We start from the raw sequence: 22,801 nt of genomic DNA, 5'->3' as shown, positions 1-22,801 counted from the left end.
GGGATTCGACTATTTCTTCTTGAGCCATTGTAGTGGATCGACCGGCTTGCCGTCGACGCGCAGTTCGAAATAAATCGAGGGGACGCCGTCGGGTGACGCCCCGGCCGTGCCAACGTTCTGGCCCCTGATCACGTGCGTGCCGGCCGCGACCGTCATGGTGGACAGGGTGCCGTACATCGTAAATGCCTGTCCGCCGTGGTCGACGATCACCAGATTGCCGAACCCGGTGAATGGCTCGGCAAACACGACTGTGCCCTCGTGAATGGCCCGCACGGGGGCGCCAGGGGGCGCCGCGATGCGGATGCCGTTGCTGACGATCGCGGTGTTGAACCGCTCATAGCGCTGCCGGCCAAACGACGCGAGTATGCGCCCGTCGAGGGGCCAGTCGAGGTCGCCACGGAACGGCCGGAGTGGCAAGGCCACCGCGCCAGCCGCTCCGGCGCGCCCGCCCTGCTCGAATCCGGCCAGCCGGCGCTGCAGGTTCTGCTGGGCTGTTTGCAGTTCGCCCATCAGTTGGGCGGCGAGGTCCCGGCGCTGATCAATCTGCTGGATGAGCGCGGCCAGTGCGGTCGCCGCCTTGGCGGCGGCCGCCTTGGCGACACCTGCCTGTTCCTGGACGACGAGGCGTTGCCGCCGCCGGTCTTCCAGCGAGGCCTGGGCGCGTTGCAGGTCCGCGAGCGTGCGGCCGTGCTCGGCCACGCGTTGCCGATCCAACTGCTGCAGCGCCGAGACGAAGCGGTAGGCACGCCCTGCCTCGTGCAGGTTGTCGACGCTGAGCAATAGCCGGGCGTAGCCTGCCTTGCCGAGCTTGTACAACTCGACCATGCGGAACGACAGCGCCGGTGCCTGCGCCCGCGCCCGCGCCTCGATCTGATCGATGCGCGTCGCGGTCGTGCGGAGATCGTCCTGGATGGTGGCGAGGTCCCGTTCGCCCTGCGCGTACTGCTCGGTCCGCAGGTCGCGCTCGACTTCGAGCCGGCGCAAATCGTCGAGCAGTGTCCGCTCGCGCGCCGCGAGCGCGTCGGCCTCCCGTTGCAGGGCGCTGATGCGTGCGGCGGCCCGCCTGGCCAACTCCTGCACCTGTGCCTGGTCGGCCGCCGGGGCCTGCGCGTTGGTCGCGATCCCCGCCAGCGCGCACACCGCTACCGCGGTCCAGAGCCCGCGCCCCGCCCAAGAGGAGTGACGGGGGAACCCTGGTCGCGGTCGCGCGGTCGCGGCGGTCATGGGCGTCAGAACAGCGGCCGGCCGTCGATGTCCTTCGGGATGGCGATGCCGAAATATTTGAGCACTGATGGGGCGATGTCAACGATGTTCGGATCAACGGCCGTGACCTTGCGGTTCGAGATGAGCAGGCCCGGGATCGTCTTGTAGTCGAATCCGCAGTGATCGCCGCTCCACTTCCGCATGTTGGGATATACGATGCTCCCCGGCGGCGATCCCCCGAGGGTGGTCTGCCAGGAGACGCGGTAGCCATCGACCATGCCGACCTGCAGGTCGGGGGCGTTCTTCAGGTATTCGCCAGAGTAGATCTCGTCGCGCTTGTACACGGCGCTGATGATGCGCGCGCCGTTGGACGGGTCGGCGACCGTCAGCAGCCTGGCCGCCAGATCGTCGACGACCGTCTTGTAGTCGGCCGGATCGACCGCGCCCTGGCCCTCCCGGCCTTTCAGATTGATGAAGACCTGGCCAAGCCCCATCGCGTACGCCTTGGTCCGCGACCAGTCCACGTTTTCCCAGAACTCGCCGCTTCCCAGAAACAGATTGCTCAGGTTCTTCTGCTCGGTCCGCTGTCCCTTGATCGCCAGGTATCCCGCGTTCACCAGCCAGGTGTTGAGATTGACGGCCTGCCGGAACGAATGGAACCCGTGGTCCGACATGACGATGACCTGCGTGTCGGGACCGACGCGCTTGACGACCTCGCCGACCATCTGGTCCACGCGCTGGTACACGCGCAGGATCGAGTCGCCGTACTTGGCGGCGGCCTCGGCGTTGTACATCGGGTGCGTCTTATCTTCGAACCGCCACATCATGTGGCTCACGCGGTCGGTGGATTCGATCACGCCGATGAGCAGATCCCACCCGCGCGCGTCGAGACGGTGCATGATGACCTGCGCGCGATCGTCGAAGGCGCGGAACAGATCGTCCATGAACGTCTTTTCGTCGATGCGATCTTCGTTGAGCGGCCAGGTGGCTTCGGCCCAGCCCAGCGTCCTGAAGTGTCCAAGGCGATTGTCGAGATCCTTCGAGAACGACGCGGGCGACGAAATCGGGAATGGCGGATTATCGGGTCGCCAGTTGACCGGCGAGACGTATAGTCGGAGGTCCTTGTCGGCACCCACCAGGTACATCTGTGCCATGCCGTGGAGCCGCACGAGGTAGTTCACGCGGAACTCGATCGTCACCCACTTGCTCCACTCGCCTTCGGCCAGGCTGATGGTCGTGTCCTGGATGTCGATCGTGGCCTTGCGCTCCGGGCGATTCCAGCGAATCGTGATCGGGATCCGGATATCCTCGCGGGCCGCCAATCCAGCCAGTTCGGCCGTGTCACCGTCGGAGATCGCGGGGCCCTTTGCCTGGATCTTGCGTTGCTGGGCCTTGACGATCGGATTGGGCGGGCCGATGAGTTCGCTGCGGGCCACGTTCTGATCAAAGACCAGCCGCTTCAGGATGCCGCCCATCTCGGTGTTGCCTTCTTCGTACCGCGACAGGTCGGACGCGAAATAGTAGAACGTGCCGATGGTGCCGCGGATGTCCGGCACTGGAAGACCCGACAGCAGTTCGCCGTTTTCCACGTGCTCCGCGGGAAACGTGATCGGTACGGTCAGCAGGCTGGATCGCACGCCGGCCTGACCGGCCGTGACCCAGAACGACGTGCCGCCGCGGATCGAATGAATCTCCGGCTTCTTGATCGGAATGTAGTTGAAGAGGAATTCGGGCGGCACCTTCCTGACGATGCCCAGATCGGGCATGTACGTCTTCGGGTCGCGCACCAGGAAATCAAAGATGTTGTGCTTCCCCGCGTTGGTCCCCGTCGCAAACGACGACCAGGACGTCGGCGACTCCGGCGAGTGGCTCGTGCCGAGGCGCGAGAAGCCACCCTGCGCCGCGAGCTTCGCGAGATTCGGCAGCCGGCCTTCGGCCATCCAGCGTTCCGTCAGCACGGGGTCCATGCCGTCGTAGCCGAGGATCACCATCTTCTGCTTGAACTTCTCGGCCGGCGTGGAGCGTCCGCAGTGGACCGCACCGAGTGCAATTGCGCCGGCAAGAACAACAACGGTGGCTGACTTCACAGTGATCTTCCTAGGTTTCGGTTGGCCTCTTCGCAGTATAGCGTACCGGTTCTAGCGAGCCGCCCGCGTGCGGGGACCCGGTCGGCAGATCGGGATTGGGGATTCGGGAAGCACGGAGTTGGACACCCCTGGGATCGCCGCCCCTCGACCGTGCTCGGGGCGTCCTGAGCAACGCCGAAGGACGGGCTCCCCGACTTCGCTCGTTGAGCTTCGTCGAGGTCTCGCCGTAGCGCTACGCGCGGAGGCGGACAGCCCGGCCCGAGGTTCCGACACTCAGCGGAGGCAGAAACCCAGGAGACGAATGTAGTACTCTTCGACTCGAAATGCGCGTCCTGGGCATCGACTACGGCGAGCGTCGGATCGGGATCGCGGTGAGCGATCCCACCGGGACGCTTGCGCGGCCCGTCGGGGCGATTCCGGGCGATGCGAACCAGGCCATCGCGGTGGCGCGGGTCATCGAGCAGGTGGCGAAGCTCGAGCAGGACGACGAGCCTGTGTCACTGGTCGTGGTGGGCCTGCCGCGCCGGCTCGACGGGTCGGCCAACCAGCAGACGCCACGCGTCGAAGCGTTCGCGGAGCTGCTTCGAGCGCGGGCCGGACGTCCGGTGGTGCTCCAGGATGAGCGGCTCACCAGCCACGAGGCCGACCGATTGCTGGCGATGCACGAGCGCGACTGGCGCGAGCGGAAGCGGCGGCTGGATGCTGCCGCCGCCGCGGTGATTCTGCAGGAGTATTTGGATGGGCATCGCACGGCGATGCCTGACGGGATTGGGGATTAGGGATTCGGGATTCGGGAGGGACGGGAAGGCTGGAGAACGGCTTCCGGAGCGGCCCCTCGAACACGACAGAAGCACGACGCAAGAAGGTAGACAGAAGCCAGTAGTCGGTAGTCGGTAGAAAGACGGGATTCGGGGTTCGGGATTAGGGACCGGGGGCCTGGGATCGCCGGGCTCCAGCCCGGCCCCGGGGTGTGAGCCACGCTGGAGCGTGGCGATCCCGGGGAGCATGACTAGCGATTTCAATCGATCACCATGCGACGATTCATCATCATCCTCCTGTTGCTCGCCGTCGTCGGCATCATGGCCGTCTACTCCATGGCGGGCTATGCCCGATTGAGCGAGCCCTTCAAGGGCTACGCCGGCGCGGAGCAGTTTGTCGACGTGCCGCCGAAGACCGGGCCGCAGACGATCGGCCGGCTGCTCCTGGAGAGCGGCGTTGTGAGCGACACGCTGACGTGGCGCGTGGCGCTGTGGTGGAGCGGGGAGGCGACGCGGCTCAAGGCCGGCGAGTACCGCTTCGATCGCGAGATGACGGTCGACGAGGTGATTCGCAGGCTGGCGCGCGGCGAGGTCTACCTTCGGTCGCTGACCTTTCCTGAAGGTCTGACCATTCGCCAGATGGCGCGGCTGTATGAGGGCGCGGGATTCGGTACGGCGTCGGCATTCACCGAGGCGGCGACCAATGTGGCGCTCGTCTCCCGCATCGATCCGGCCGCGCGCGATCTCGAGGGCTACTTGTTTCCCGACACCTACGCGTTGCCCCGCCGCGCCACGGCGGTGGACGTGGTCCGCACGATGGTGGCGCGTTTCGAGACGGTATTCTCGCCGGCGCTCGGTGACGCGGCCGCCTCGCTCGGCATGTCACCGCGCGAAGCCGTCATTCTTGCCTCGATCGTCGAGAAGGAAACCGCCCGCCCTGACGAACGCCCGATCGTGGCGGCCGTGTACCAGAACCGGCTCCAGGTGCGGATGGGATTGCAGTGCGATCCGACCGTCATTTACGCCCTCGAGCGCGCTGGCCGCTACACGGGCCATCTCACCCACGCGGATCTCAGCTTCGATTCGCCGTACAACACGTACCGCTACGCCGGCCTTCCGCCCGGACCGATCGCATCGCCAGGGCGTGCGTCGCTTGAGGCCGCCGTCCGGCCCGCCCCGGTCAACTACCTCTACTTCGTAAGCCGCAACGACGGCTCGCATGCCTTCGCGGCCACGCTCGACGAGCACACCCGCAACGTGCAGCAGTACCAGGTCGATTTCTTCAGGGACCAGCGGGCCAAAGAAGAGGTGGCCCGCGGCGTGGCGCCGCCGCGCAAGAGCCCGGCGCGGTCACCGCGATCGATCAGCCGACACTAGCGTTCGGCCCACCTCAACTTCTTGCGCAGGACCTCGTAGTAACTGTGGGCCGACCCTCGCACCAGCCGCATCGGCCGGCGCGCCCGCTGAATGTGGACGATGTCCCCGTTTTCGAGTTGCACGCCGGATTGGCCGTCAAACGTCACGAAGGCCTCGTCGCCAGGACGCTGCAGCACGGGCTGGATGGCCACCTCCGCGTCGGCCGGGATGACGACGGGCCTGTTGGTGAGCGTGTGCGGCGCGATGGGATTCAGCACCATCGCATCGACCGCCGGGTGCACGATGGGGCCGCCCGCCGACAGATTGTACGCCGTCGATCCGGTTGGACTCGAGATGATGAGGCCGTCGGCGTTGAACCGTGCGACGAAGTCGCCGCTGACGGACACGGAGAACTCGACAATCCGGGAGAGCGATCCGCCGGTGACGGCCACGTCATTGAGCACGATGCGATCCACGTAGGTGCGTCCCGCCCGGTCCACCCTCGACCGGAGCATCATGCGGGCTTCAATCACCGCGGTGCCGTCCAGCGCTGCCTCAAGCGACGGCAACAGTTCGGACGCCGCAATCTCGGTCAGGAATCCCAGGCTGCCGAAGTTCACGCCCAGAATCGGGATCTCGCGATCGGCTTGGGCAATCCGATCAGCCATGCCGAGCAAGGTCCCGTCTCCGCCGAACACCAGCATCAGATCGACCCGGTAGGGCAGGTCGTCACGCGATGCTTTCGGCCGGGACCGCAGGTCGGCCATCTTCGAGGTTTCGTCTTCCACGACCGACTCGATACCACGCGCATCGAGCCACGCGGTCACCGCCGTCAACTCGACCGCCGTGTCGGTGAGTCCGGGCTTGGCGACGATGCCGACCCGGATGATGCGGGCTGGACCATCCGGGTTCGGCGTGCCAGCGCCTGGAGAGAGCGTGTTCGGTTCGCGTTGCATAGGTCACCGGTCCGTGCCCGCAGATTCTATACCCTGAGGTGCAGGAAATACTCCTGGTTGCCGGTCGCACCGGTGATCGCCGATGGCGTCATCGCAACTCTGGTGAGGCCGCAGGCGCCGGCCGCCTCGGTCACGCGGGCGAGGACGGCCTCATGTACGGCCGTGTCGAGGACGAGTCCGCCGCGGCCCACTTCGTCGCGGCCCGCCTCGAACTGTGGTTTGACGAGCGCCACGACATGCCCTCCGGGGTTCATCACCGCCGGCACCGCAGGCAGAATCAGCCGGAGCGAGATGAACGAGACGTCAATGGTCACGATGTCGACCGGCGCGGGCAGCCACTCCGGCACCATCTCGCGGGCATTGCGCCGCTCGAGCACCACGACACGGGGATGCTGCCGGATCTTCCAGTCGAGTTGGCCGTGTCCGACGTCGAGCGCCACCACGCGGGCGGCCCCGCGGCTGAGCAGCACATCGGTGAAGCCGCCGGTCGATGCGCCGATATCAAGCGCCTCGCATCCAGCAGGGTCGATATGGAACGTGTCGAGCGCGTGAACCAGCTTGAGGCCACCTCGCCCGACCCATGGCATGTCGGGTTCATCCAGTTCGAGGACCGCATCGACGGGCACCGGTGATCCGGCCTTGCTGATGGGCGTGCCGTTCACCCGCACGCGCCCGGCGAGAATCAGGGCGCGCGCCCGCTCACGTGACGCGACCAGGCCACGCTCGGCGAGCAGGACGTCCAGACGTGATCGCGGCTTCGCGGCCATGGGCGCTGGTACCTACGAGGTGCGCGAGACGACCCACTGTGCGATCTCGGCGAGGCGGCCGCTGTGCAGATGCGCGCCGGCGAGTGCGCCGACGGCGGCATCGGCGGCCTGACCGGCGAGACGCTTCGATTCGTCGAGGCCAAACATCGCCGGGTACGTGGGTTTGTTGGCTGCCGCGTCCTTGCCCACGGTCTTGCCAAGCTCGCTGCCATCCCCCACGACATCGAGCACATCGTCGACGATCTGGAAGGCGAGACCAAGGCCGGTGGCGTACCGGTCGACCGCACCAATCTGTTCGGGCGATCCGCCGGCCATGATGGCGCCCGCGACCGCCGATGCGCGGATGAGCGCGCCAGTCTTGCGCGCGTGCATGTCGCGGAGGCCGTCGGCATCCATGGCCGAGGCATCAGCGGCATGTCCCGCGGCCAGCAGATCGATCGCCTGGCCGCCGACCATGCCAAGCGACCCTGCAGCCTCGGCGATGCGGTTGATCGCGGCCAGTTTGCGGAGGGCCACGACCCCGTCGCCGGCATCGACCGGCAGCCTGGCGAGCAGCGCGAACGCCTCGGCGAGCAGGGCGTCGCCGGCCAGAATCGCCATCCCCTCGCCGTAGACGACGTGCAGCGTCGGCTTGCCGCGCCGCATCGTGTCGTTGTCCATCGCGGGCAGGTCGTCGTGGATGAGCGAGTAGGTGTGAATCATCTCGATCGCGCACGCGGCGGGCATCGCCAGCGCGCGCGTCGTGGCCGCGTGGGGCCGAACGGCTTCGGCCGCCGCCAGCGTCAGGATCGGCCGGAAGCGCTTGCCGCCGGCAAACAGGCTGTAGCGCATCGCGTCGGCGATCACGGCGGGGCACGCCGGGACGCCGGGCAGCACAATGGTCAGCTCGCGCTCGACCTCGCTCCGCAGTGACGCGACGTAGTCGCGCAGCGCGAGCGGAGAGGGCGCATTCACGATTTCCGTCCCTTCTCGTCCCGATCCGCGCGCGCCGACCGCTGTTCGTCGTCGGCGGCGGCCGATGCGGCCAGCCCGGGCGGGGCCGGCTGCACATCGCCGCGTTCGCCCAGGATCTCGATGCGCCGCTCCGCTTCTTCGAGCCTGGCGTGGCAGTATCGCGAGAGCCGCACGCCGCGCTCGTAGAGTTCGAGCGACTGCTCGAGCGCCAGGTCGCCGTCCTCGAGTTTCTTGACGATGCCTTCCAGTTCGGCGATGGCGGCTTCGAAGTCCTTGATGTTGACGTCCATCATTGCTCCCTTGCGACGGTCTATTTTGATCTAGCCTGCGAGGCGTCGGATCCCGGCTCGTCGGCGAGCGTGCGTTCGGTGACCACGCACGCGAGCTCTCCTTTGTGGAGCGTCACCCGCACGCCCGCTCCCGGCTCAACCGTGGCCGCGTCGACGACAATGGCGTGCCGCGCAGCGTCCCAGCAGACCGCATAGCCGCGGCCCAGCACGGCGAGCGGGCTCAGCGCGTCGAGACGCGCGGCCAGCGCGCCGAGCGTGGCATCGGCGGCGTGGTAGCGACCCATGATGCCGGCCGCCAGTTTCGCGTCGGCCAGAGAGAGGCTCTTCTGCACGCGGGCGATCGTGCGTCTGATGTCGAGCGCCTCGAGGCGATCGCGCAGCAGTTGATAGGCGCGCATCCGCCGGGCGATCGTGCCGCGGCCGGACCGCTGCAGATCACCGAGCAGTTCGGCGACGTGGCGGCCGCGTAACGCAAGCCGCGACGGGAAGCCGGCAAAGGCCGGTCGTCCCTCAATCCGCTGCAGCACGTGGCGGCCGTTCTGCACCCGGCGTCCGGCGGCTGAGGCAAGCCGGTCCGCCAGGTTGTCGATGTGGCCGACGAATTCGTTCTTCGCGGCCACCACCACCTCGGCGGCGGCCGACGGGGTAGGTGCCCGCAGATCGGCCACCAGATCCGAGAGTGTCACGTCCACTTCGTGACCGACAGCCGAGATCACGGGGACCGGGCAACCCGCGATCGCGCGGGCGACCGGCTCCTCATTGAACGCCCACAAATCTTCAATCGAGCCGCCTCCGCGCCCGACAATCACGACATCGACGCCCTCGACGCGTCCGATATTGCCGAGCGCCCGCGCGATGTCCACGGCCGCCCCCTCGCCCTGCACGCGCGTCGGCGCGATGACCAGGTGCGCGTTTGGGTACCGGCGGCCGAGCACCTTGATGATGTCGCGCAGGGCGGCGCCATCAAGCGACGTCACGATGCCGATCTTGCGCGGAAGTGTCGGGAGCGGACGCTTGCGGGCTGCGTCAAGTAATCCTTCCGCCTGCAGGCGTTTCTTCAGTTGTTCGAGCGCCAGTTGCCGCGCCCCGAGGCCCTTGGGCTCGATCTGGTCGCAGACCAGTTGATACTCGCCCTTTGGCTCGTACACCGTCAGTCGTCCGCGGGCCACCACCTGCAGGCCGTCTTCGAGTTTGAACTTGACGAGCCGGGCGGCCGACTTCCACATCACGGCCTTCAACTGCGCCGACGGATCCTTGAGCGTGAAGTACACGTGGCCGGTCGTCCAGGGACGGCAGTTCGAAATCTCGCCCTCGACCCAGACCTCAGCAAACGCCGACTCCATCAGGCGACGAACCTCCGCGGTCACCTCCGTCACGGTGAAGACGCGGCGGGGGCGGTCGGGCTCGACGGCCTCCTCCAGCAGTTCCGGATCGTCGTCGTCAAACGGCAGGTCGAAGGGATCGCTCATGCGTCGTCGTCGCGGTCGCTGCCGGCTTCGCGTCCGGCTCGCGTGATGTCGTCAAGCGTCCAGTCGAGGCGTTCGATCGCCTCGGCGCGCCCACTCTGGTCGTTCGCCGTGATGATGACGGCCTGGAGGCGCAGGCCCTCGCTCGCCGGTTCCAGTCGCGCCGGAAGACCCGTGAGGAAGCGTGACAGCGCCGCCGCCTTCTCCACGCCGATAATCGAGTCGTGCGGACCGGTCATGCCCACGTCGGTGATATACGCCGTGCCGCCTTCGAGGATGCGCGCGTCTGCCGTCGGCACATGCGTGTGTGTGCCCACCACCGCGGTGACCTTGCCGGCCAGGTACCAGCCCAGGGCGACTTTTTCGGCCGTGGCCTCTGCGTGCACATCGACAACCAGGAACCGGCACTCCTGACGCAGTCGCTCGACTTCGGCGACGACCGCAGGGAACGGATTGTCGACCGGCGGCATGAACACGCGTCCCATCGCATTGATAACGCCGACCATCATGCCGTTGGACGCGCGTGCCACGAAGGAACCCCGTCCTGGCGCCTGGGCCGACATGTTCAGCGGGCGCAGCAGACGCGGCTCTGCACCGATATAGGCGAGCGCCTCCCGCTTGTCCCACACATGGTTGCCCGTGGTCATCACGTCGACGCCGTACGACAGCAGCGCATCGCCGCTGTCCCGGGTGATGCCCGCACCGGCGGCGGCATTCTCGACGTTGGCAATCGTCAGGTCGATCCCGAATTGATCAACGACCAGAGGCACTCCTCGCCGGACCAAGTCCCGGCCCGGCCGCCCGACGACATCGCCGATGAACAGGATTTTCATGATGTGGCGTGCATGGCAACGACCTGAAATCTCGCCGGGTTACCCGCCTGGCGCGCGCGTGACGGGTACCAGGATGTCCCGGCCCCGGCGGTTTTCGATCTTCGGAATCCGGACGCGCAGTTCGCCGTTGCCGAGCGTGGCCGACGCCTGACTGGCATTCAGCGCGCCGCCCACGCGAACGGCGCGCGCGAAGCGGCCAAAATCGCGCTCGACCAGGTGAAAGCTCGCATCGGTCCGTTGGCCGGGATCGGGCGGCATCTTGCCGCCTGCGATGAGGACGATGTCGTCTTTCAGGAGCACACGCACATCGTCGATGGCGACTCCCGGGAGATCGACGACGATTTCGAACGCGTCCGCCGTTTCCAGCGCGTCGAGTGTTGGTGAGAAGACGCCGGGCAGCAGTCGCTCATCGAGTGGCCGCGCGCGGTCGAGATCCGCGAACAGCCGCTGGACTTCGTCGGCCAGATCCCTGACGTCGTCAAGCGGCAGCATGGTGTCGATCTGGCGCATACCCGACCATGATCGCACGAGAGGTCGGGCGGAGGCTACCGCCCAGACTGTCCGCCCGGGATCGCCACGCTCCAGCGTGGCCAGGACGGATGCCGGGCTAGAGCCCGGCGATCCCAGGCATTCACCCGCCACCAGGTCCGTCCGAAGCCCGACCCCGCTTGTCCGCCAAAGCCCTTCGACGACGCTCAGGGCGAAGGCGGAAACCCTTACTCCCGAGTCCCGTCTCTCTCCGTCAGTCGCCGGCGCGTGTAGGCGATCAGGCCCCCGGCGTCGATGATGGCCTGCCGTGCGGGCGGCAGCGGGACGATGGGGAAGTCGCGGCCCTTCGTCAGATTGCGGACGGCGGTGGCCGTGATGTCGAGGTCGTCGCCGAGATCCGCCTCGATGGTCGGACAGATCACCGTGCGCAGGCCGAGGTTGCAGGAGTTCTGCAGGAAGATCCTCGCGAAGCCACGGGCGACCAGAACCAGCGCATGTCCCTTGAGCGCGGCCGCCACCGCCGGCGAGCACGTTGGTCAGCCGCGATGGCCGCATCCCGAACAGCGTGGGCGGTTACGTGCATGCGGGTGGATGCCGATCGTCAGCGCCACCCGGCCGGCTCGCGTGTTGAAGCGCACCGTGCCGTAGACGAATCCCCGATGCTCGTCATTCAAAGCGCCCGTCGCTGAGATGTCCGACCAGCGCGTCGTACTCGTCGATGAAGTACGTGAGCGCCTTCCCCATCGAACTCCTGGGCAGGAACCGAGGCCGTGGCGCGAAGGCGCGGCCTTCCACGTCTTCCCAGATCGCGGGAGCCTGCTGCGCGTGCCGGCGCGCATGGCGCGCGACCGGCCCGAGGTCGTGCGCGTCGTCTTCGATGCGCGGATCCGGTTGATGAACAGAGGGCCCGGGCCAGCGGACTCCGCACAGCGCAGCCTGCCGGTCATGGTGTAGCAAGATCTGCCACGTTCGCTTGCCCGCTTGTGTGCAGAAACGGCCACCTGCCGAATTGCACTGTTCAGGCTTGTGAGGAAGAGATCGTCACGTCGCGAGTGTGCTGACCGGCGTCAAGTGCCTGCCAGACAATACGTTTCGAGGCTTCGTCTGTTCTAGCCGGATCCAACCGGCGCCGCGTCTGCGGCGCGTGTGGGATGTGGCACGCGATTCGCCGTACACGGAGGCGTGTCCCAACCCTCGCCGACCTATGAGCCGCGGATGCCGTCGCAGGGCGTCGTGTACCAGGTGGTCCGCGATCACTTCGAAACCTTCCGCGCGCAGGCCGCCGGTCTGCGCGACGGGGAAGGGCTGCCCCGGTTCGTCGAGCAGGCCGCCTTCGCGCGAAGCGCTACGGCGTGCCACGCCGAAGCCTTGGCGGAGGCGGGAGTTTCGCGAGTTGCTGCGCTGCGGGTGCCTGGCGGGCGGCTTTGCGCGCTTTCGCTGTGATGACTGTGGGCTGGATCGGCTCGTCCCGTTTTCGTGTAAAGGGAGGGCAGTCTGCGCGAGCTGCGGCCCTTCGACATGGCTCAGGGCCGTCCCGAGCAAGGCCGAGGGACGGCGGGCGCCGGATGGCGGAACGCGCCGCGCACCTGGTAGACCACGTGTTCCCGGCGGTGCCGGTGCGACAGTGCCGGGGTCCCCAGCGCGGCAGCCGCGCTGGGGTGGAGTGGGTCTTGACGTTCCCGCACAGCCTTCGGTACCGGCTGGCGTGGGATCACGACCTGTGTCGTGCCGTCGTGGGTGTTTCCGTTCGGACCGTGCTCGGTTTCCTGCGCCACGTGGCTCACTTGGCCGGGGTCGTGACGGCCGCGGCGGTGCGGTCGCGATCGTCCAGCGCTTCGGCGGGGCGATGAACTTGAATGTTCATGCTCACGCACTTGTGATGGACGGGGTGTTTGCAAGAGACGGCGCGGACATGCGCTTCTGTCCCGCCCCGTTGCTCACGGCGGCGGATGTCGCGGATGTGCTCGCGACGATCGTGCCGCGCGTCAGGCGCCTGCTCGAACGGCGGGGCCTCGGAGATGGCGACGAGGGGGCGAGCGCGGCGGACGAGTGGGCAGAGGACGCGCCGGTGCTGGCCGGTATGGCGGGGGCGTCCGTGCAGGGGACGTTCGCGCTCGGCCCCCGGGCAGGCAAGCGCGCGCGTCCCTGCGGGGCGGTGCCAGTTGAGGACCAGGTGCGCGAGGGCCAGGTGCCCGGACTCGAACGCTGTCACGCCTGCGGTGAGCCCCGTCGAACCGCGCGCCAGGAGGGGTTCGACCTCGAGGCCGGCGTGAAGGTCCCGGCCGAGCAGCCGGACCGCCTCGAGCGGCTCTGCCGGTCCGCGCTGCGGCCGACCGTCGCGCAGGACCGGCTCCAGTTGACGGCCGAGGGGCAGGTGGTGCTGCAGCTCCGGCACCCGTGGTCGGATGGCACCACGCACCTCCTGTTGGATCCCCTCGAACTGCTGGAGCGGCTGGCCGTCCTGATCCCGCGGCCCCGCATTAACCTCATTTTGTATCATGGCGTATTGGGGCCACGGGCGGCGTGGCGGTCGCTCGTCGTGGGTTTCGGGAACACCACCGACGCGGCCACAGCCAGAGAGCGCGCCGACCCCAGTGAGGCCAGAGCCACCGAGCCCCCGCCCGATCCGCCCTGCGGTCGCGAGAGGCGACCGCCCCGCGAGGAGGCACGGCTCTGGGCGGACCTAATGCGCCGGACGTTCGGGATCGACGTCCTGGCCTATCCGCGCTGTGGCCCTTCGACCCTTCGAGAACCTCAGGGTCGCCGTGAGCCTGGTCGAACGGCGACTCTGCTCAGGACCATCCCGAGCAAGGTCGAGGGATGGCGGGCGTTTCCGGCTGATCGCGCTGATCGAAGAGGCCTCGGTGATCGAGCGCATTCTGCGCCATCTGCACGTGCCCACCGTCGCCCCAGAACCCCGCCCCGGGCGGGCGCCGCCGTTGCTTGAGACCTGCTCGTTCAACCAGGACACGGACATCGTTGTGTTCAACGCATGCGCGTGATCCGCGTGCGCACGTGCCGCCTCGCCGGAGGTACGCTCGATCGTCGCGCGGGCAACCGCCGGACGCACCGCACGCACTGCTGGTGAGGCATGATCCGCGCGAATGCCGCGCGAATGCCCCTTGACACTGACACCTCGGCCGCAGCGGTCATAATCGGCCCTGTGCCCGGGCGACGGCGTCTGATAGCGGGTCATATGTCAACCCGCCGAGCGGAAGGCGAGCGGAGACCGCTCTAATGCGTCCTATCGTCGCGCATGTAGGTGCCGGGCATCGCCAGCGCAAGGGCGATCGGAATCAGGCAGGCGACGGAAATCAGGATCTGCAGGCCCGCCGCGACTGGGGCCAGATCGAGGCCTGCGAGGGGCTGGGGGATCAGGAGGCGCCACACCCACCCACGTGCCGACGCGCTTTGTGGTTTGCTATCTGCTGATTTCACAGGCTGAACTGAGTGATCTTGTCACTGTTGCACGCCGCGGGCGAGGCTGGCAAGCGGGAAACAGGACACGACGGAGTTCGTCAATCGGCTTGGTCGAGACGTCCTCGCACGACGACGGGTCGTCCCGGCCGAGCAGAGATGTCGTCCTGGACATCGCGAAGGCGGATTACCGGGGCGTGCTCACCAGCCGTAGGGCCGAAGGCGTCACGGCCAGGCCACCCTTCGACGTGCAGAGCAGTTCGCTCGGCATCATCCGGCCCACGGCGTACACCGCGTCAATGGTCTCGTCGAGAGGAATGGGATTCGCGTAGCCGCCCACCACGAGATCCGCGCAGACAAAGGCGCTCGATGCGGCCACCGCGTTGCGCGTGTGACAGGGGATCTCGACGATTCCGCGGACCAGGTCGCACACCGACCCCATCGAGTTCTGAAATGCGATGGCCGCGGCGTTGGCCGCCTGGGCGGCGGTGCCGCCGGCCGCTTCAACCACCGCAGCAGCCCCCATCGCACCCGCCGCGCCAATCTCCACCTGGCAGCCAGCCACTTCCGCCGCGAACGTGGCGCGTGCCGCCAGGATGACCCCGATGGCCGACGCCGCCAGCAACCCCATTGCGGCGCGTTCCCTCGACAGCGCACGCTCCTCCACCAGGGTCACGACCACACCGGGCACGGCTCCGGCGGATCCGCCGGTTGGCGCGGCGCAGACGACGCCCATCGCGCCGTTGACGTGCATCACGGCCATCGCGCGCGCCGCAGCCCGCGTGTGCAAGCCGCCAAGCGGCAACCGTCCGGCGGCGTCGGCCTCGAAGATCGCGCGGGCGCTCGGCGCCAGCAACTGCATCGACGGCGCGTCCTTGCCGAGGCCGAGGTGCACGGCGGTCTGCATGATGTCGAAACGGCGAGCGACCTCGTCTATGATCTCGTGTTCCGGAAGCCCCAGCAGGGAGGCTTCGTAGGCCAGCGCAACGCGGCCAAGCGACCAGCCCTTCGACTCGGCCAGCGTCAGCATCTCGGCCGCGCTCTGGAACAGTTGCGGGCCCCGTTTGACGAACGCAATCGGCGGTGCTTCGCGCACGATCACGTCGTCGCCAAGCGCTGCCAACGCAGCCCGCGCCCGCTGGTCGATCGCGACGAACCGGCGCGCATCGACCAGCACGCGCCCGCCGCGATCGAGAATCTCCGGGACGCCGTCCACGTGCCCGTCAGCCGAGAGCGCCGCGACCACCGCGCTGGCCACCGCGCGTGGCCCGTCGACCAGCACCTCGTGGGTGTATCCGGTGAGTCGGACCGGCCATCCCTCCACCTCGACCACCTCGATGGCGCCTCCGCCAATCGAGCGGGCGCACGCGGCCAGTCGACGCCCGTTGGCCGCACGCATCGTGATCTCGACGGTATTCGGGTGATCCGGTTTTGCAAGTGGCCGGACGGAGAATTGGATCACGAGGCCACTCGCAGCGGCCATGTCGAGCGCCGCAAAGAAACGATCATCGGTCAGGCTCCATCCCATCATGCCAACGGCCAGAGCCCGATCGACACCCTGCTGCCTGTAGACCTGTGCGTACGATCCGTTCGGGTCAAAGGCACACTCGACGGCCACCGGCGCCGCGCCGAGCAACCCCGTCACCATTTTCGCGATATGGAACGAGCCGGCGGTATGCGAACTCGACGGCCCGCGCATCACGGGCCCGAGCACATCGTTGAGGATGCTGACGCGAGTGACACGAGGACCTGCAACCATCGGGATCTCCATCGATGTCTACACCGTCTCCAGACACCTATGATTCTGTCATCGTTGATCTAGCGCGCGCCAGACCGTGCCTTGAAGTGTGGCCGCGTCACACGACGTGCGCGTTGTAGATCACGGGGCGACGGCGGTGGGTAGATTGCAAAGAAACGCCTCGTCGATCGCGGCACCGGCCGGTGAGAGCTGGTCGAACGGATCGAGGCGTCGTTCGAGCGCATCGAGGACACGGGGACCGAAGACCGGCAGCGCCGCGCCGGCCGCGGCGGTACGGAGAAACGAGCGACGGGATGTCTGCATGGGTGGCGTGGCCTCCTGTGCGATATTACCGCCCACAGTAGTCGCCGCGCCAAACGCGGGTCAAGCTCGTTCGCCGCGTGCCGACGTCTGGTCTTGATGGCGGAGGCGAATGCCGCGCGAATGCCCCTTGACACTGACACCTCGGCCGCAGCGGTCATAATCGGCCCTGTGCCCGGGCGACGGCGTCCGATAGCGGGTCATATGTTAACCCTGAGCCATCCCCTCATTTCAGACCGAACGCATGCACATAGACCGCTTGCCCGAGGACGTATTCACCGAATCGCTGCACGAGCGGCTCGAGCAGTTCCTGCTTCATGGCCGGGATCGCCGCATAGTAGTGAAAGCCTTGGCGGAAGAGCGAGTGGGTGCGTGTCTTCACCGTGTTGGCTTTGAGCATCCGGTCCATGCCCAGGCTCTCGCCGGCCGCGCCGAGCAGGGTGAGCAAGGTCATCGCCATCGCGCAGATCAGGAGGAGGCGGTCGCGGCGTCGGACGTCGTGCACGTGCGTGGCCGACAAGCCCAAGCCGTACCGCGGGTCTTTGGTGTCGCGGAAGGTCTCCTCGATGGTGAATCGGCGGGCATAGAGCTTCACGGCCGTCGCGCCCGTGCGGGTGCCCCCGCCCACCGCGAGGCACCACGCGTCCTTCATGCCGTGAGCCTTGACGCACACCACCGAATCGACCGAGTAGCGGTCGGCCGTGACCCGCGCGTCCTTCAACTGCCGGGTCTTGCCGTTGGGCGGCACCCACGCGTGGGCTAGCCGCACCTCGCCGTCGCGACTCTGCACCATGACGTCCCCGCGAAAGCGGATGATGAAGTCGAAGCCCAGGTCGGTGAGGTGCGCATACAGGTGCTGATCGCCAAACCCACGGTCCGCCAGGATCGTGACCTTCACCCCGGGTGGCAGGACTTCGTGCAGGCGCAGGAGCACGGTGTCTTCGTAGAGGTTCCGCTGTCCCTTGAGCTGCGCTTTCTTGACGCTCATCCACACCAACGGGGTCGCCCGGCCGTGGGCCGTGACCAGGTACAGAGCAATCGTGGAGTGCCCGTCGGCGTCGAAATCGGTCCAATCCAGCGCGACGACGATCTCCTGGGTCGCGGCCAGGACATACGGGACCCAGTGCGCGAACAACTCCCAGACGTTGAACGCGGGATGGCTCAGCAGCCGGTCCACTTGCTTGATGGCGTGCTTGGTGTGCAGCCCGCTCGTCTGGGCCAGGCCCGCGCCAATCGCGTGAATGGACAGCGAGAAGGCGTTGACCACGCCGACCACGGCGTTCGTCACCGACTGGACCCGCTTGGCGTGCAGACTCTCGCCGGCCACCCAGTCGATCAGGCGGCCAGCGCGTTTGACGGTGATCACGTTTCGGTTCATGCCCCACTACGATGATCTCCAACCCTCAGAATTACCAGCATTTAATGAGGGGATCTCTCAGGGTCGTAACAGTACAGCCCTCGGGAGCCAAAGTACGCAAAGAGATGCTCGCCGTCAGTCACCGGCGAACCCGAAGCCCAGCTCCCGTCCTCGTGGCGCCCCTCGTGCGGCGCCTCCGTGCGGGCAGTCCTGCGCCAGAGCAGCCGGCCGTCTGCGCGGCTCAGCGCCAGAATGTCATACCGGAACACCCCTGGGCCAAGGACATCCGGCACGCGCCCAACCAGCCCCCGTCGGTCTCGCGGCTCCTCGACGGCCGGGACGGCCGTCTGGACGAAGATCCGATCTCCCCACACCACGGGCGTCGCGTGCCCCAGTCCGGGGATGGCGATTTTCCAGCGGACATGGGTTCGCTCATCCCAACGCACCGGAGGGTTGCCGTGCGGCGCTTCACCCGTCGAAAGCGGTCCCCGCCATTGTGGCCAGTATGCTGCGGCATCGGGAGACTGCGCCCTCATTGGAATCGCCGCCGCCCAGCCACACAGTGCCAGCACGGCCAAGCAAACCGCGGCCCTGATGGTGAAGGCCGTTGGGGCTCGAGCGACATCGGGCAGGGAATTCGTTGTCAATGGTGTTCCCGAGCATAACTCACGGTCGCATTGGGGCAGTCGTCCGCTGGAGGCGGCACATGCGCCTGATCGGTCACCGCCTGGTGCGTGCCGGCCGAGCGAGCGGGCGTGGGAGGCGACGCGCCGGCCCTGGAAGAAGACTCCGACCGTGGCCGCCCTGGCGCGCGTTTCGACCTGCTCGGCGAGAACCTGTTGTCTCGCTGAACAATCTGGATTGACAAGCAGAACTGGTACGGGTATGTTCCACTCGTACGAACTGTTGTTTATGAATTGAAACATTGTCAGAGATATCGGCGAGGGCGGCAACTCACAACTGGAGGGAGGCGGACGATGAACACTCGGCGCAACACCCTGGTGACGGCGGTTCTTGTGCTCATGGCCCTGGGCATCGCCGGGCACGCCGCAGCGCAATCAACGGGACGGCTGGTGGGCAAGGTCGCCGACACCACCCAGGGCGTCCTTCCCGGCGCTACGGTCACGGTCGCGGAGGTGAACACCGGGAGTCGCCGGGACACCGTGACCAACGAGCGTGGCGAGTACCTGGTGAACGGGCTCCCGCGGGGGGTCTACGAGGTGACCGTCGAGATGCCGGGCTTCCAGAAGGCGGTCGTTGCCGGCGTCGAAGTGCACGCCGGCGGCCAGGTCCGCGTGGACGCGGTCCTCAAGGTCGCGGGACTGACAGACTCGGTCGTGGTCGAGGCGCGGCACGCGCTGGTCGAGACCGAACGAGGCTCACTGGAGAACCGGGTCCTCGCGGAGCAGATCGCCGACATGCCCCTGAACACGCGGAACCCCCTCGAGTTGTTGACCCTGGCGACCGGCGTTGCATCCGTGAACGCCGGGATCGCGGGTGAAGAAGGCATCATCGCGTACCAGGTGAGCGGCAGTCGGGACGGCGCCGTCAACTACAAAGTGGAGGGCAACACCAGCGAGAATCTGATCGACAACCGAGCCGCAGCGGTGCCGCCCATCGACTCGGTCGCAGAGTTCACTGTGAAGAGCGGGGTGGCAACGGCGGATTCGGGGCTCGGGGGCGCACAAGTCGAGGTGGCCATACGCTCAGGCACCAACGAACTCAGAGGGTCGCTGTATGACTTCTTCCGGGGCAACGTCCTCGACGCGCGCAACTTCTTCACGCCCGTTGACGCCAAGAAGGGCCATCTGATGAAGAACCAGGTCGGCGGCAGCCTGGGTGGGCCGATCTTCAAGAACCGGACCTTCTTCTTCACCAACGTCGAATATCGACGGTCCAGAACCGACAAGGTGTCCCTCGCAACGGTTCCCACGCTGGAGGAGCGGCGCGGCGATTTCAGGAACAGTGGGATCACCGTGCTGGACCCCTTCAACGGCCGGCAGCCGTTTCCGGGCAACGTGATCCCGGCCAACCGTTTCAACGCCGCCTCCCTGAAGTTGCTGAGCTACCTCCCCGAGCCGAATCTCCCTGGTGTCGCCAACAACTACTTCGCAAACCTGCCCGAGCGCGACGATGAGACGCTGGTCACTGTTCGGTTGGATCACAACCTTTCGAGCAAACAGCGGCTCTCCTGGCTGGTGCGCTGGCGAACGCGCGACGCGTTCCTGGCGGGCGATGTTCCCGGCTTGGGAGGGCAGATCTTTGATGACGGGTCGCACGCCCAAACCGTGCGTCATGACTACATCATCAGCTCGCGCTGGCTCAACCAATTCAGCTTCGCCTGGCTGAAGGACGAGTCAGATGTCCTCAACGAGCTGCACCGCGACATTGTCTCCGAGCTCGGCTTCGCAAAGACGTTGGGTTCCACGCTGCCCGAAGCCCAATACGGTTTTCCCGACCTCTACTTGCGCGGATTGTTCCGCTTCGTGGAGCTTGGCCGCAACCCGTCGGTCAACCTCACAGAGACGTTCAGCTTGAAGAACGACGTCTCCTACAGCCGGGGGAACCATGCCATTCGATTCGGGGCCGAAGCCCTGCGCGCTCGAATCTCCATGTCGTCGGTGGAGCGCCAGCGCCCCGTATTCGAGTTCCGCAATTTCCACACCGGTTCCGTCATGGGGGATTTTCTGCTGGGAATGCCGTACAACATTCTAATCGACGTCGGAGCCGGGGTCCCCGAGATGCGGCGGTCGTACTTCGCGGGCTACCTGATGGACGATTGGAGAGTCACGCCCAGACTGACGCTGAACCTGGGCTTGCGCTACGAGTTCTATACGGTCCCGATCGAGATCAACGACCGGCTCTCCGCCTATGACTTCAGCACCGGGGGGCTCGTCGTGTCTTCGAAGGACGGTAAACTCCCCCAAGGCATGCTTCCCCTGTATGTGAGCGCCAGTTCCCCGATTCCCATCCGGACAAACCAGCAGGCAGGACTGCCAAGGGGGTTGCGCACTGCGGACACGAATAACTTCATGCCTCGAGTGGACATGGCGTACCGGTTGACGGAGAACAGTTCGACGATCGTGCGCGGGGGCTATGGGTGGTTCTACGCGCCCCTCCGGCTGCGGCTCCCCTTGATAGGGTCGAGCCGGAATCCTCCCTTCATCATGCGGCCCAGTGTGAACAACAACAATCACAACAATCCCCTCCTGTTCGATCAGGTGGCCGACCTGGTCGGAGCCGTCAGTCAGCCCCCGGCCAGTCAGCTCATCGGCGTGCAGTCCGATTTCGAGGATGCCCTCAGCCAGCAGTGGGCGATGTCGCTCGAGCGCTTGCTGGGCGCGTCGACGGCGGTGCGGTTGTCCTATGTTGGCAACAGAGGGTCGCACCTTCCCGTCCGGCTGAACTACAACCAGCCGAAGCTCGTGTCGGGCGCCGGCGGTGTACCAACACTGGTGACGCTGGACCCGAAGTTCGCCGCGATCGACGTCCTCAGCTCTGCGGCCCGCTCCTCCTACCATGCCGGAGAGTTGGAGGTTCGGCGGCGCCTTGCCGGCGGCCTTTCCCTGCAGGCCAATTGGACGTGGGCCAAGCTGCTTTCGCAGGCCGAACGCGACAATCTCCGGCCGCAGGACAGCTACGACCTGGAAGCGGAGTGGGCAGATGCCTCTTTCCAGCGCCGGCACGTGTTCAACGTGAACTTCGTCTACGAGCTTCCCGTGGGCCCCGGCAAGCGATGGCTCCAGCAAGGGGCCCTGAGCCATATTCTGGGCGGATGGCGCTGCACGGGAATCGCCCGCGTGATGACGGGCCTCCGCTATTCCCCCCGCTACTCGACTGTCGACCCTGACATCGACATCCGATCGGGTCGGCCCGACCTGACGGGCGATCCCAATTCCGGGCTCCATTCGCCTCAGCAGTGGTTCAACACGAGCGCCTTCTCCCTACCCATGGCGTCGGGACCTGCCAGTTTTCGCTTCGGCAACTCTGCTCGGAACCTCGTCGTGGGGCCCGGTTATCGGAGTCTCGACCTGGGCCTACAGAAGCAGGTCAAGGCCGGACGATCCGGAACGATGACTGTCCGAATCGAGGCATACAATGCCTTGAACAACACGAACTTCGATGGGAATTCGCTGGACACCGATCTGGTCTCGGTTGCGGCGGGCTCCCTCTCCCAGGCGTTCGCGCCCCGGCAGTTTCAGTTCAGCGTGCGATTCAGCTTCTGATCCGATGGGTGAGCGCCGGGAAAGGTTCGACGTGTGACGCGTAGCGGCGCGCGAAAGACGGCCGCGAGTGCGTTGAGATATCGGAGGAAATACCGGCTGGACGCCGGAGGTGGCGCGCTGCCTCGATGCCATGCGCCAACTGAGAGGTAGGTCGCGCTCCGGTCCGGCCGTGGTCACAGGCGGACGAACCGGTCCCGTTCGCCCTCGTGCAGGCCGCGGAAGGCTTCGGGATTCCAGACCAGGGCGAGTCCGATGGTCCCGTACTTCGCCACCGGACTCCCCCACAACGCCAGATATCCCTGCTCCTGATTGAAACTCACGCGCTCGCCGTCGAGTCGCGGCAGCTCGGGTCCGAGAAGGACGCCGTTCGACGCGTCGGCGGACGGAAGACGGGCGTGAACCACGTTCTTCGCGCGCCCGGCGAACGGTGAACACGCGTCTGGCCCGTCTTCTACACTGCCGATCAGTAAGTCTCTCCCTGAGAGGGACTTGCAGCCAGGCCGTTGACGTAGTGGCACACTTTTCCTTGGTCACCCGCACGGCGTGGGGCAACGTTAGCATGGGCGCACCGCGGTTGGCATGG

21 protein-coding genes are annotated in these 22,801 nt (G+C 66.7%); 5 read left to right on the top strand and 16 right to left on the bottom strand.

From position 1 onward, the window contains the following. Positions 1–9: 9 nt before the first annotated feature. A complete protein-coding gene (locus NT151_06360) occupies positions 10–1,140 on the bottom strand; it encodes a peptidoglycan DD-metalloendopeptidase family protein (GenBank protein MCX6538544.1) in 1,131 nt (376 codons plus the stop codon). An 89-nt stretch (positions 1,141–1,229) separates the two neighbouring features. Further along, positions 1,230–3,290: an alkaline phosphatase family protein gene (locus NT151_06355; GenBank protein ID MCX6538543.1), complete on the bottom strand. Its 2,061-nt coding sequence runs from the start codon at positions 3,288–3,290 to the stop codon at positions 1,230–1,232. 323 nt (positions 3,291–3,613) lie between these two features. On the opposite strand from NT151_06355, the gene ruvX reads away from it, so the two are divergent. Both ruvX and mltG read left to right on the top strand, forming a co-directional pair. After that, positions 3,614–4,069: a Holliday junction resolvase RuvX gene (gene ruvX, locus NT151_06350; protein ID MCX6538542.1), complete on the top strand. Its 456-nt coding sequence runs from the start codon at positions 3,614–3,616 to the stop codon at positions 4,067–4,069. 252 nt (positions 4,070–4,321) lie between these two features. Continuing rightward, a complete protein-coding gene (gene mltG / locus NT151_06345) occupies positions 4,322–5,425 on the top strand; it encodes an endolytic transglycosylase MltG (GenBank protein ID MCX6538541.1) in 1,104 nt (367 codons plus the stop codon). On the opposite strand, the gene NT151_06340 is transcribed toward mltG, so the two are convergent. From NT151_06340 to NT151_06300, 9 genes are all read right to left on the bottom strand, one after another. Then, positions 5,422–6,360 (bottom strand): NAD(+)/NADH kinase, encoded by a 939-nt coding sequence (locus NT151_06340; protein MCX6538540.1) that lies wholly within the window; start codon positions 6,358–6,360, stop codon positions 5,422–5,424. The genes mltG and NT151_06340 overlap by 4 nt on opposite strands. 26 nt (positions 6,361–6,386) lie before the next feature. Then, positions 6,387–7,127, bottom strand: coding sequence for a TlyA family RNA methyltransferase (locus NT151_06335; protein ID MCX6538539.1), 741 nt, complete (start codon positions 7,125–7,127; stop codon positions 6,387–6,389). 12 nt (positions 7,128–7,139) lie between these two features. After that, positions 7,140–8,081 (bottom strand): polyprenyl synthetase family protein, encoded by a 942-nt coding sequence (locus NT151_06330; protein ID MCX6538538.1) that lies wholly within the window; start codon positions 8,079–8,081, stop codon positions 7,140–7,142. After that, positions 8,078–8,374, bottom strand: coding sequence for an exodeoxyribonuclease VII small subunit (gene xseB / locus NT151_06325; protein ID MCX6538537.1), 297 nt, complete (start codon positions 8,372–8,374; stop codon positions 8,078–8,080). The genes NT151_06330 and xseB overlap by 4 nt, the downstream gene beginning before the upstream one ends. Before the next feature lie 17 nt (positions 8,375–8,391). Beyond that, a complete protein-coding gene (gene xseA / locus NT151_06320; GenBank protein MCX6538536.1) occupies positions 8,392–9,840 on the bottom strand; it encodes an exodeoxyribonuclease VII large subunit in 1,449 nt (482 codons plus the stop codon). Next, a complete protein-coding gene (locus tag NT151_06315) occupies positions 9,837–10,670 on the bottom strand; it encodes a TIGR00282 family metallophosphoesterase (GenBank protein MCX6538535.1) in 834 nt (277 codons plus the stop codon). Before NT151_06315 ends, xseA begins: the two co-directional genes overlap by 4 nt. A gap of 39 nt (positions 10,671–10,709) precedes the next feature. Beyond that, on the bottom strand, positions 10,710–11,180 hold the full coding sequence (locus NT151_06310) for an Hsp20/alpha crystallin family protein (GenBank protein MCX6538534.1): 471 nt from the start codon (positions 11,178–11,180) through the stop codon (positions 10,710–10,712). 206 nt (positions 11,181–11,386) lie between these two features. Then, on the bottom strand, positions 11,387–11,677 hold the full coding sequence (locus NT151_06305; GenBank protein MCX6538533.1) for a hypothetical protein: 291 nt from the start codon (positions 11,675–11,677) through the stop codon (positions 11,387–11,389). Positions 11,678–11,825: 148 nt separating this feature from the next. Then, a complete protein-coding gene (locus tag NT151_06300) occupies positions 11,826–12,116 on the bottom strand; it encodes a hypothetical protein (protein MCX6538532.1) in 291 nt (96 codons plus the stop codon). Between the two features lie 225 nt (positions 12,117–12,341). Between NT151_06300 and NT151_06295 the strand changes: the two genes are divergently transcribed. Both NT151_06295 and NT151_06290 read left to right on the top strand, forming a co-directional pair. Next, the gene (locus tag NT151_06295; GenBank protein ID MCX6538531.1) at positions 12,342–12,602 is read left to right on the top strand and encodes a hypothetical protein; all 261 of its coding nucleotides are present in this window, start codon (positions 12,342–12,344) and stop codon (positions 12,600–12,602) included. A 181-nt stretch (positions 12,603–12,783) separates the two neighbouring features. Beyond that, positions 12,784–14,106 carry a transposase gene (locus tag NT151_06290; protein MCX6538530.1) on the top strand — a complete coding sequence of 441 codons (1,323 nt, stop codon included), beginning with the start codon at positions 12,784–12,786 and terminating at the stop codon, positions 14,104–14,106. 287 nt (positions 14,107–14,393) lie between these two features. Here NT151_06290 and NT151_06285 read toward each other — a convergent pair whose 3' ends face one another. The 4 genes from NT151_06285 to NT151_06270 all read right to left on the bottom strand — a co-directional run bounded on the left by NT151_06285 (position 14,394) and on the right by NT151_06270 (position 18,013). Further along, positions 14,394–14,549, bottom strand: a complete 156-nt coding sequence (locus tag NT151_06285) for a hypothetical protein (protein MCX6538529.1) — start codon at positions 14,547–14,549, stop codon at positions 14,394–14,396. 214 nt (positions 14,550–14,763) lie between these two features. Next, positions 14,764–16,335 (bottom strand): L-serine ammonia-lyase, iron-sulfur-dependent, subunit alpha, encoded by a 1,572-nt coding sequence (locus NT151_06280; GenBank protein ID MCX6538528.1) that lies wholly within the window; start codon positions 16,333–16,335, stop codon positions 14,764–14,766. Between the two features lie 120 nt (positions 16,336–16,455). Further along, entirely contained in the window at positions 16,456–16,638 is a 183-nt protein-coding gene (locus NT151_06275) for a twin-arginine translocation signal domain-containing protein (GenBank protein ID MCX6538527.1), read from the bottom strand. 223 nt (positions 16,639–16,861) lie between these two features. Then, positions 16,862–18,013 carry an IS4 family transposase gene (locus NT151_06270; GenBank protein MCX6538526.1) on the bottom strand — a complete coding sequence of 384 codons (1,152 nt, stop codon included), beginning with the start codon at positions 18,011–18,013 and terminating at the stop codon, positions 16,862–16,864. 956 nt (positions 18,014–18,969) lie between these two features. Between NT151_06270 and NT151_06265 the strand changes: the two genes are divergently transcribed. Then, the gene (locus NT151_06265; protein ID MCX6538525.1) at positions 18,970–22,218 is read left to right on the top strand and encodes a TonB-dependent receptor; all 3,249 of its coding nucleotides are present in this window, start codon (positions 18,970–18,972) and stop codon (positions 22,216–22,218) included. Positions 22,219–22,391: 173 nt separating this feature from the next. On the opposite strand, the gene NT151_06260 is transcribed toward NT151_06265, so the two are convergent. Further along, positions 22,392–22,622 carry a hypothetical protein gene (locus NT151_06260; GenBank protein MCX6538524.1) on the bottom strand — a complete coding sequence of 77 codons (231 nt, stop codon included), beginning with the start codon at positions 22,620–22,622 and terminating at the stop codon, positions 22,392–22,394. Between the last annotated feature and the right edge of the window lie 179 nt (positions 22,623–22,801).

It is taken from the genome of Acidobacteriota bacterium, from assembly GCA_026393675.1.
Lineage (GTDB): Bacteria > Acidobacteriota > Vicinamibacteria > Vicinamibacterales > JAKQTR01 > JBAXOX01.
The sequence above is the reverse complement of the archived record's forward strand: the minus strand, read 5'-3'. Positions and strand labels throughout refer to the sequence as shown.

Coding starts and splice junctions, on each gene's coding strand:
- NT151_06340 (MCX6538540.1), bottom strand. CDS start 6,360: ATGCAACGCGAACCGAACACGCTCTCTCCAGGCGCTGGCACGCCGAAC.
- NT151_06315 (MCX6538535.1), bottom strand. CDS start 10,670: ATGAAAATCCTGTTCATCGGCGATGTCGTCGGGCGGCCGGGCCGGGAC.
- NT151_06280 (MCX6538528.1), bottom strand. CDS start 16,335: ATGGTTGCAGGTCCTCGTGTCACTCGCGTCAGCATCCTCAACGATGTG.
- NT151_06270 (MCX6538526.1), bottom strand. CDS start 18,013: ATGAACCGAAACGTGATCACCGTCAAACGCGCTGGCCGCCTGATCGAC.
- NT151_06310 (MCX6538534.1), bottom strand. CDS start 11,180: ATGCGCCAGATCGACACCATGCTGCCGCTTGACGACGTCAGGGATCTG.
- ruvX (MCX6538542.1), top strand. CDS start 3,614: ATGCGCGTCCTGGGCATCGACTACGGCGAGCGTCGGATCGGGATCGCG.
- NT151_06335 (MCX6538539.1), bottom strand. CDS start 7,127: ATGGCCGCGAAGCCGCGATCACGTCTGGACGTCCTGCTCGCCGAGCGT.
- xseB (MCX6538537.1), bottom strand. CDS start 8,374: ATGATGGACGTCAACATCAAGGACTTCGAAGCCGCCATCGCCGAACTG.
- NT151_06275 (MCX6538527.1), bottom strand. CDS start 16,638: ATGCAGACATCCCGTCGCTCGTTTCTCCGTACCGCCGCGGCCGGCGCG.
- NT151_06265 (MCX6538525.1), top strand. CDS start 18,970: ATGAACACTCGGCGCAACACCCTGGTGACGGCGGTTCTTGTGCTCATG.
- mltG (MCX6538541.1), top strand. CDS start 4,322: ATGCGACGATTCATCATCATCCTCCTGTTGCTCGCCGTCGTCGGCATC.
- xseA (MCX6538536.1), bottom strand. CDS start 9,840: ATGAGCGATCCCTTCGACCTGCCGTTTGACGACGACGATCCGGAACTG.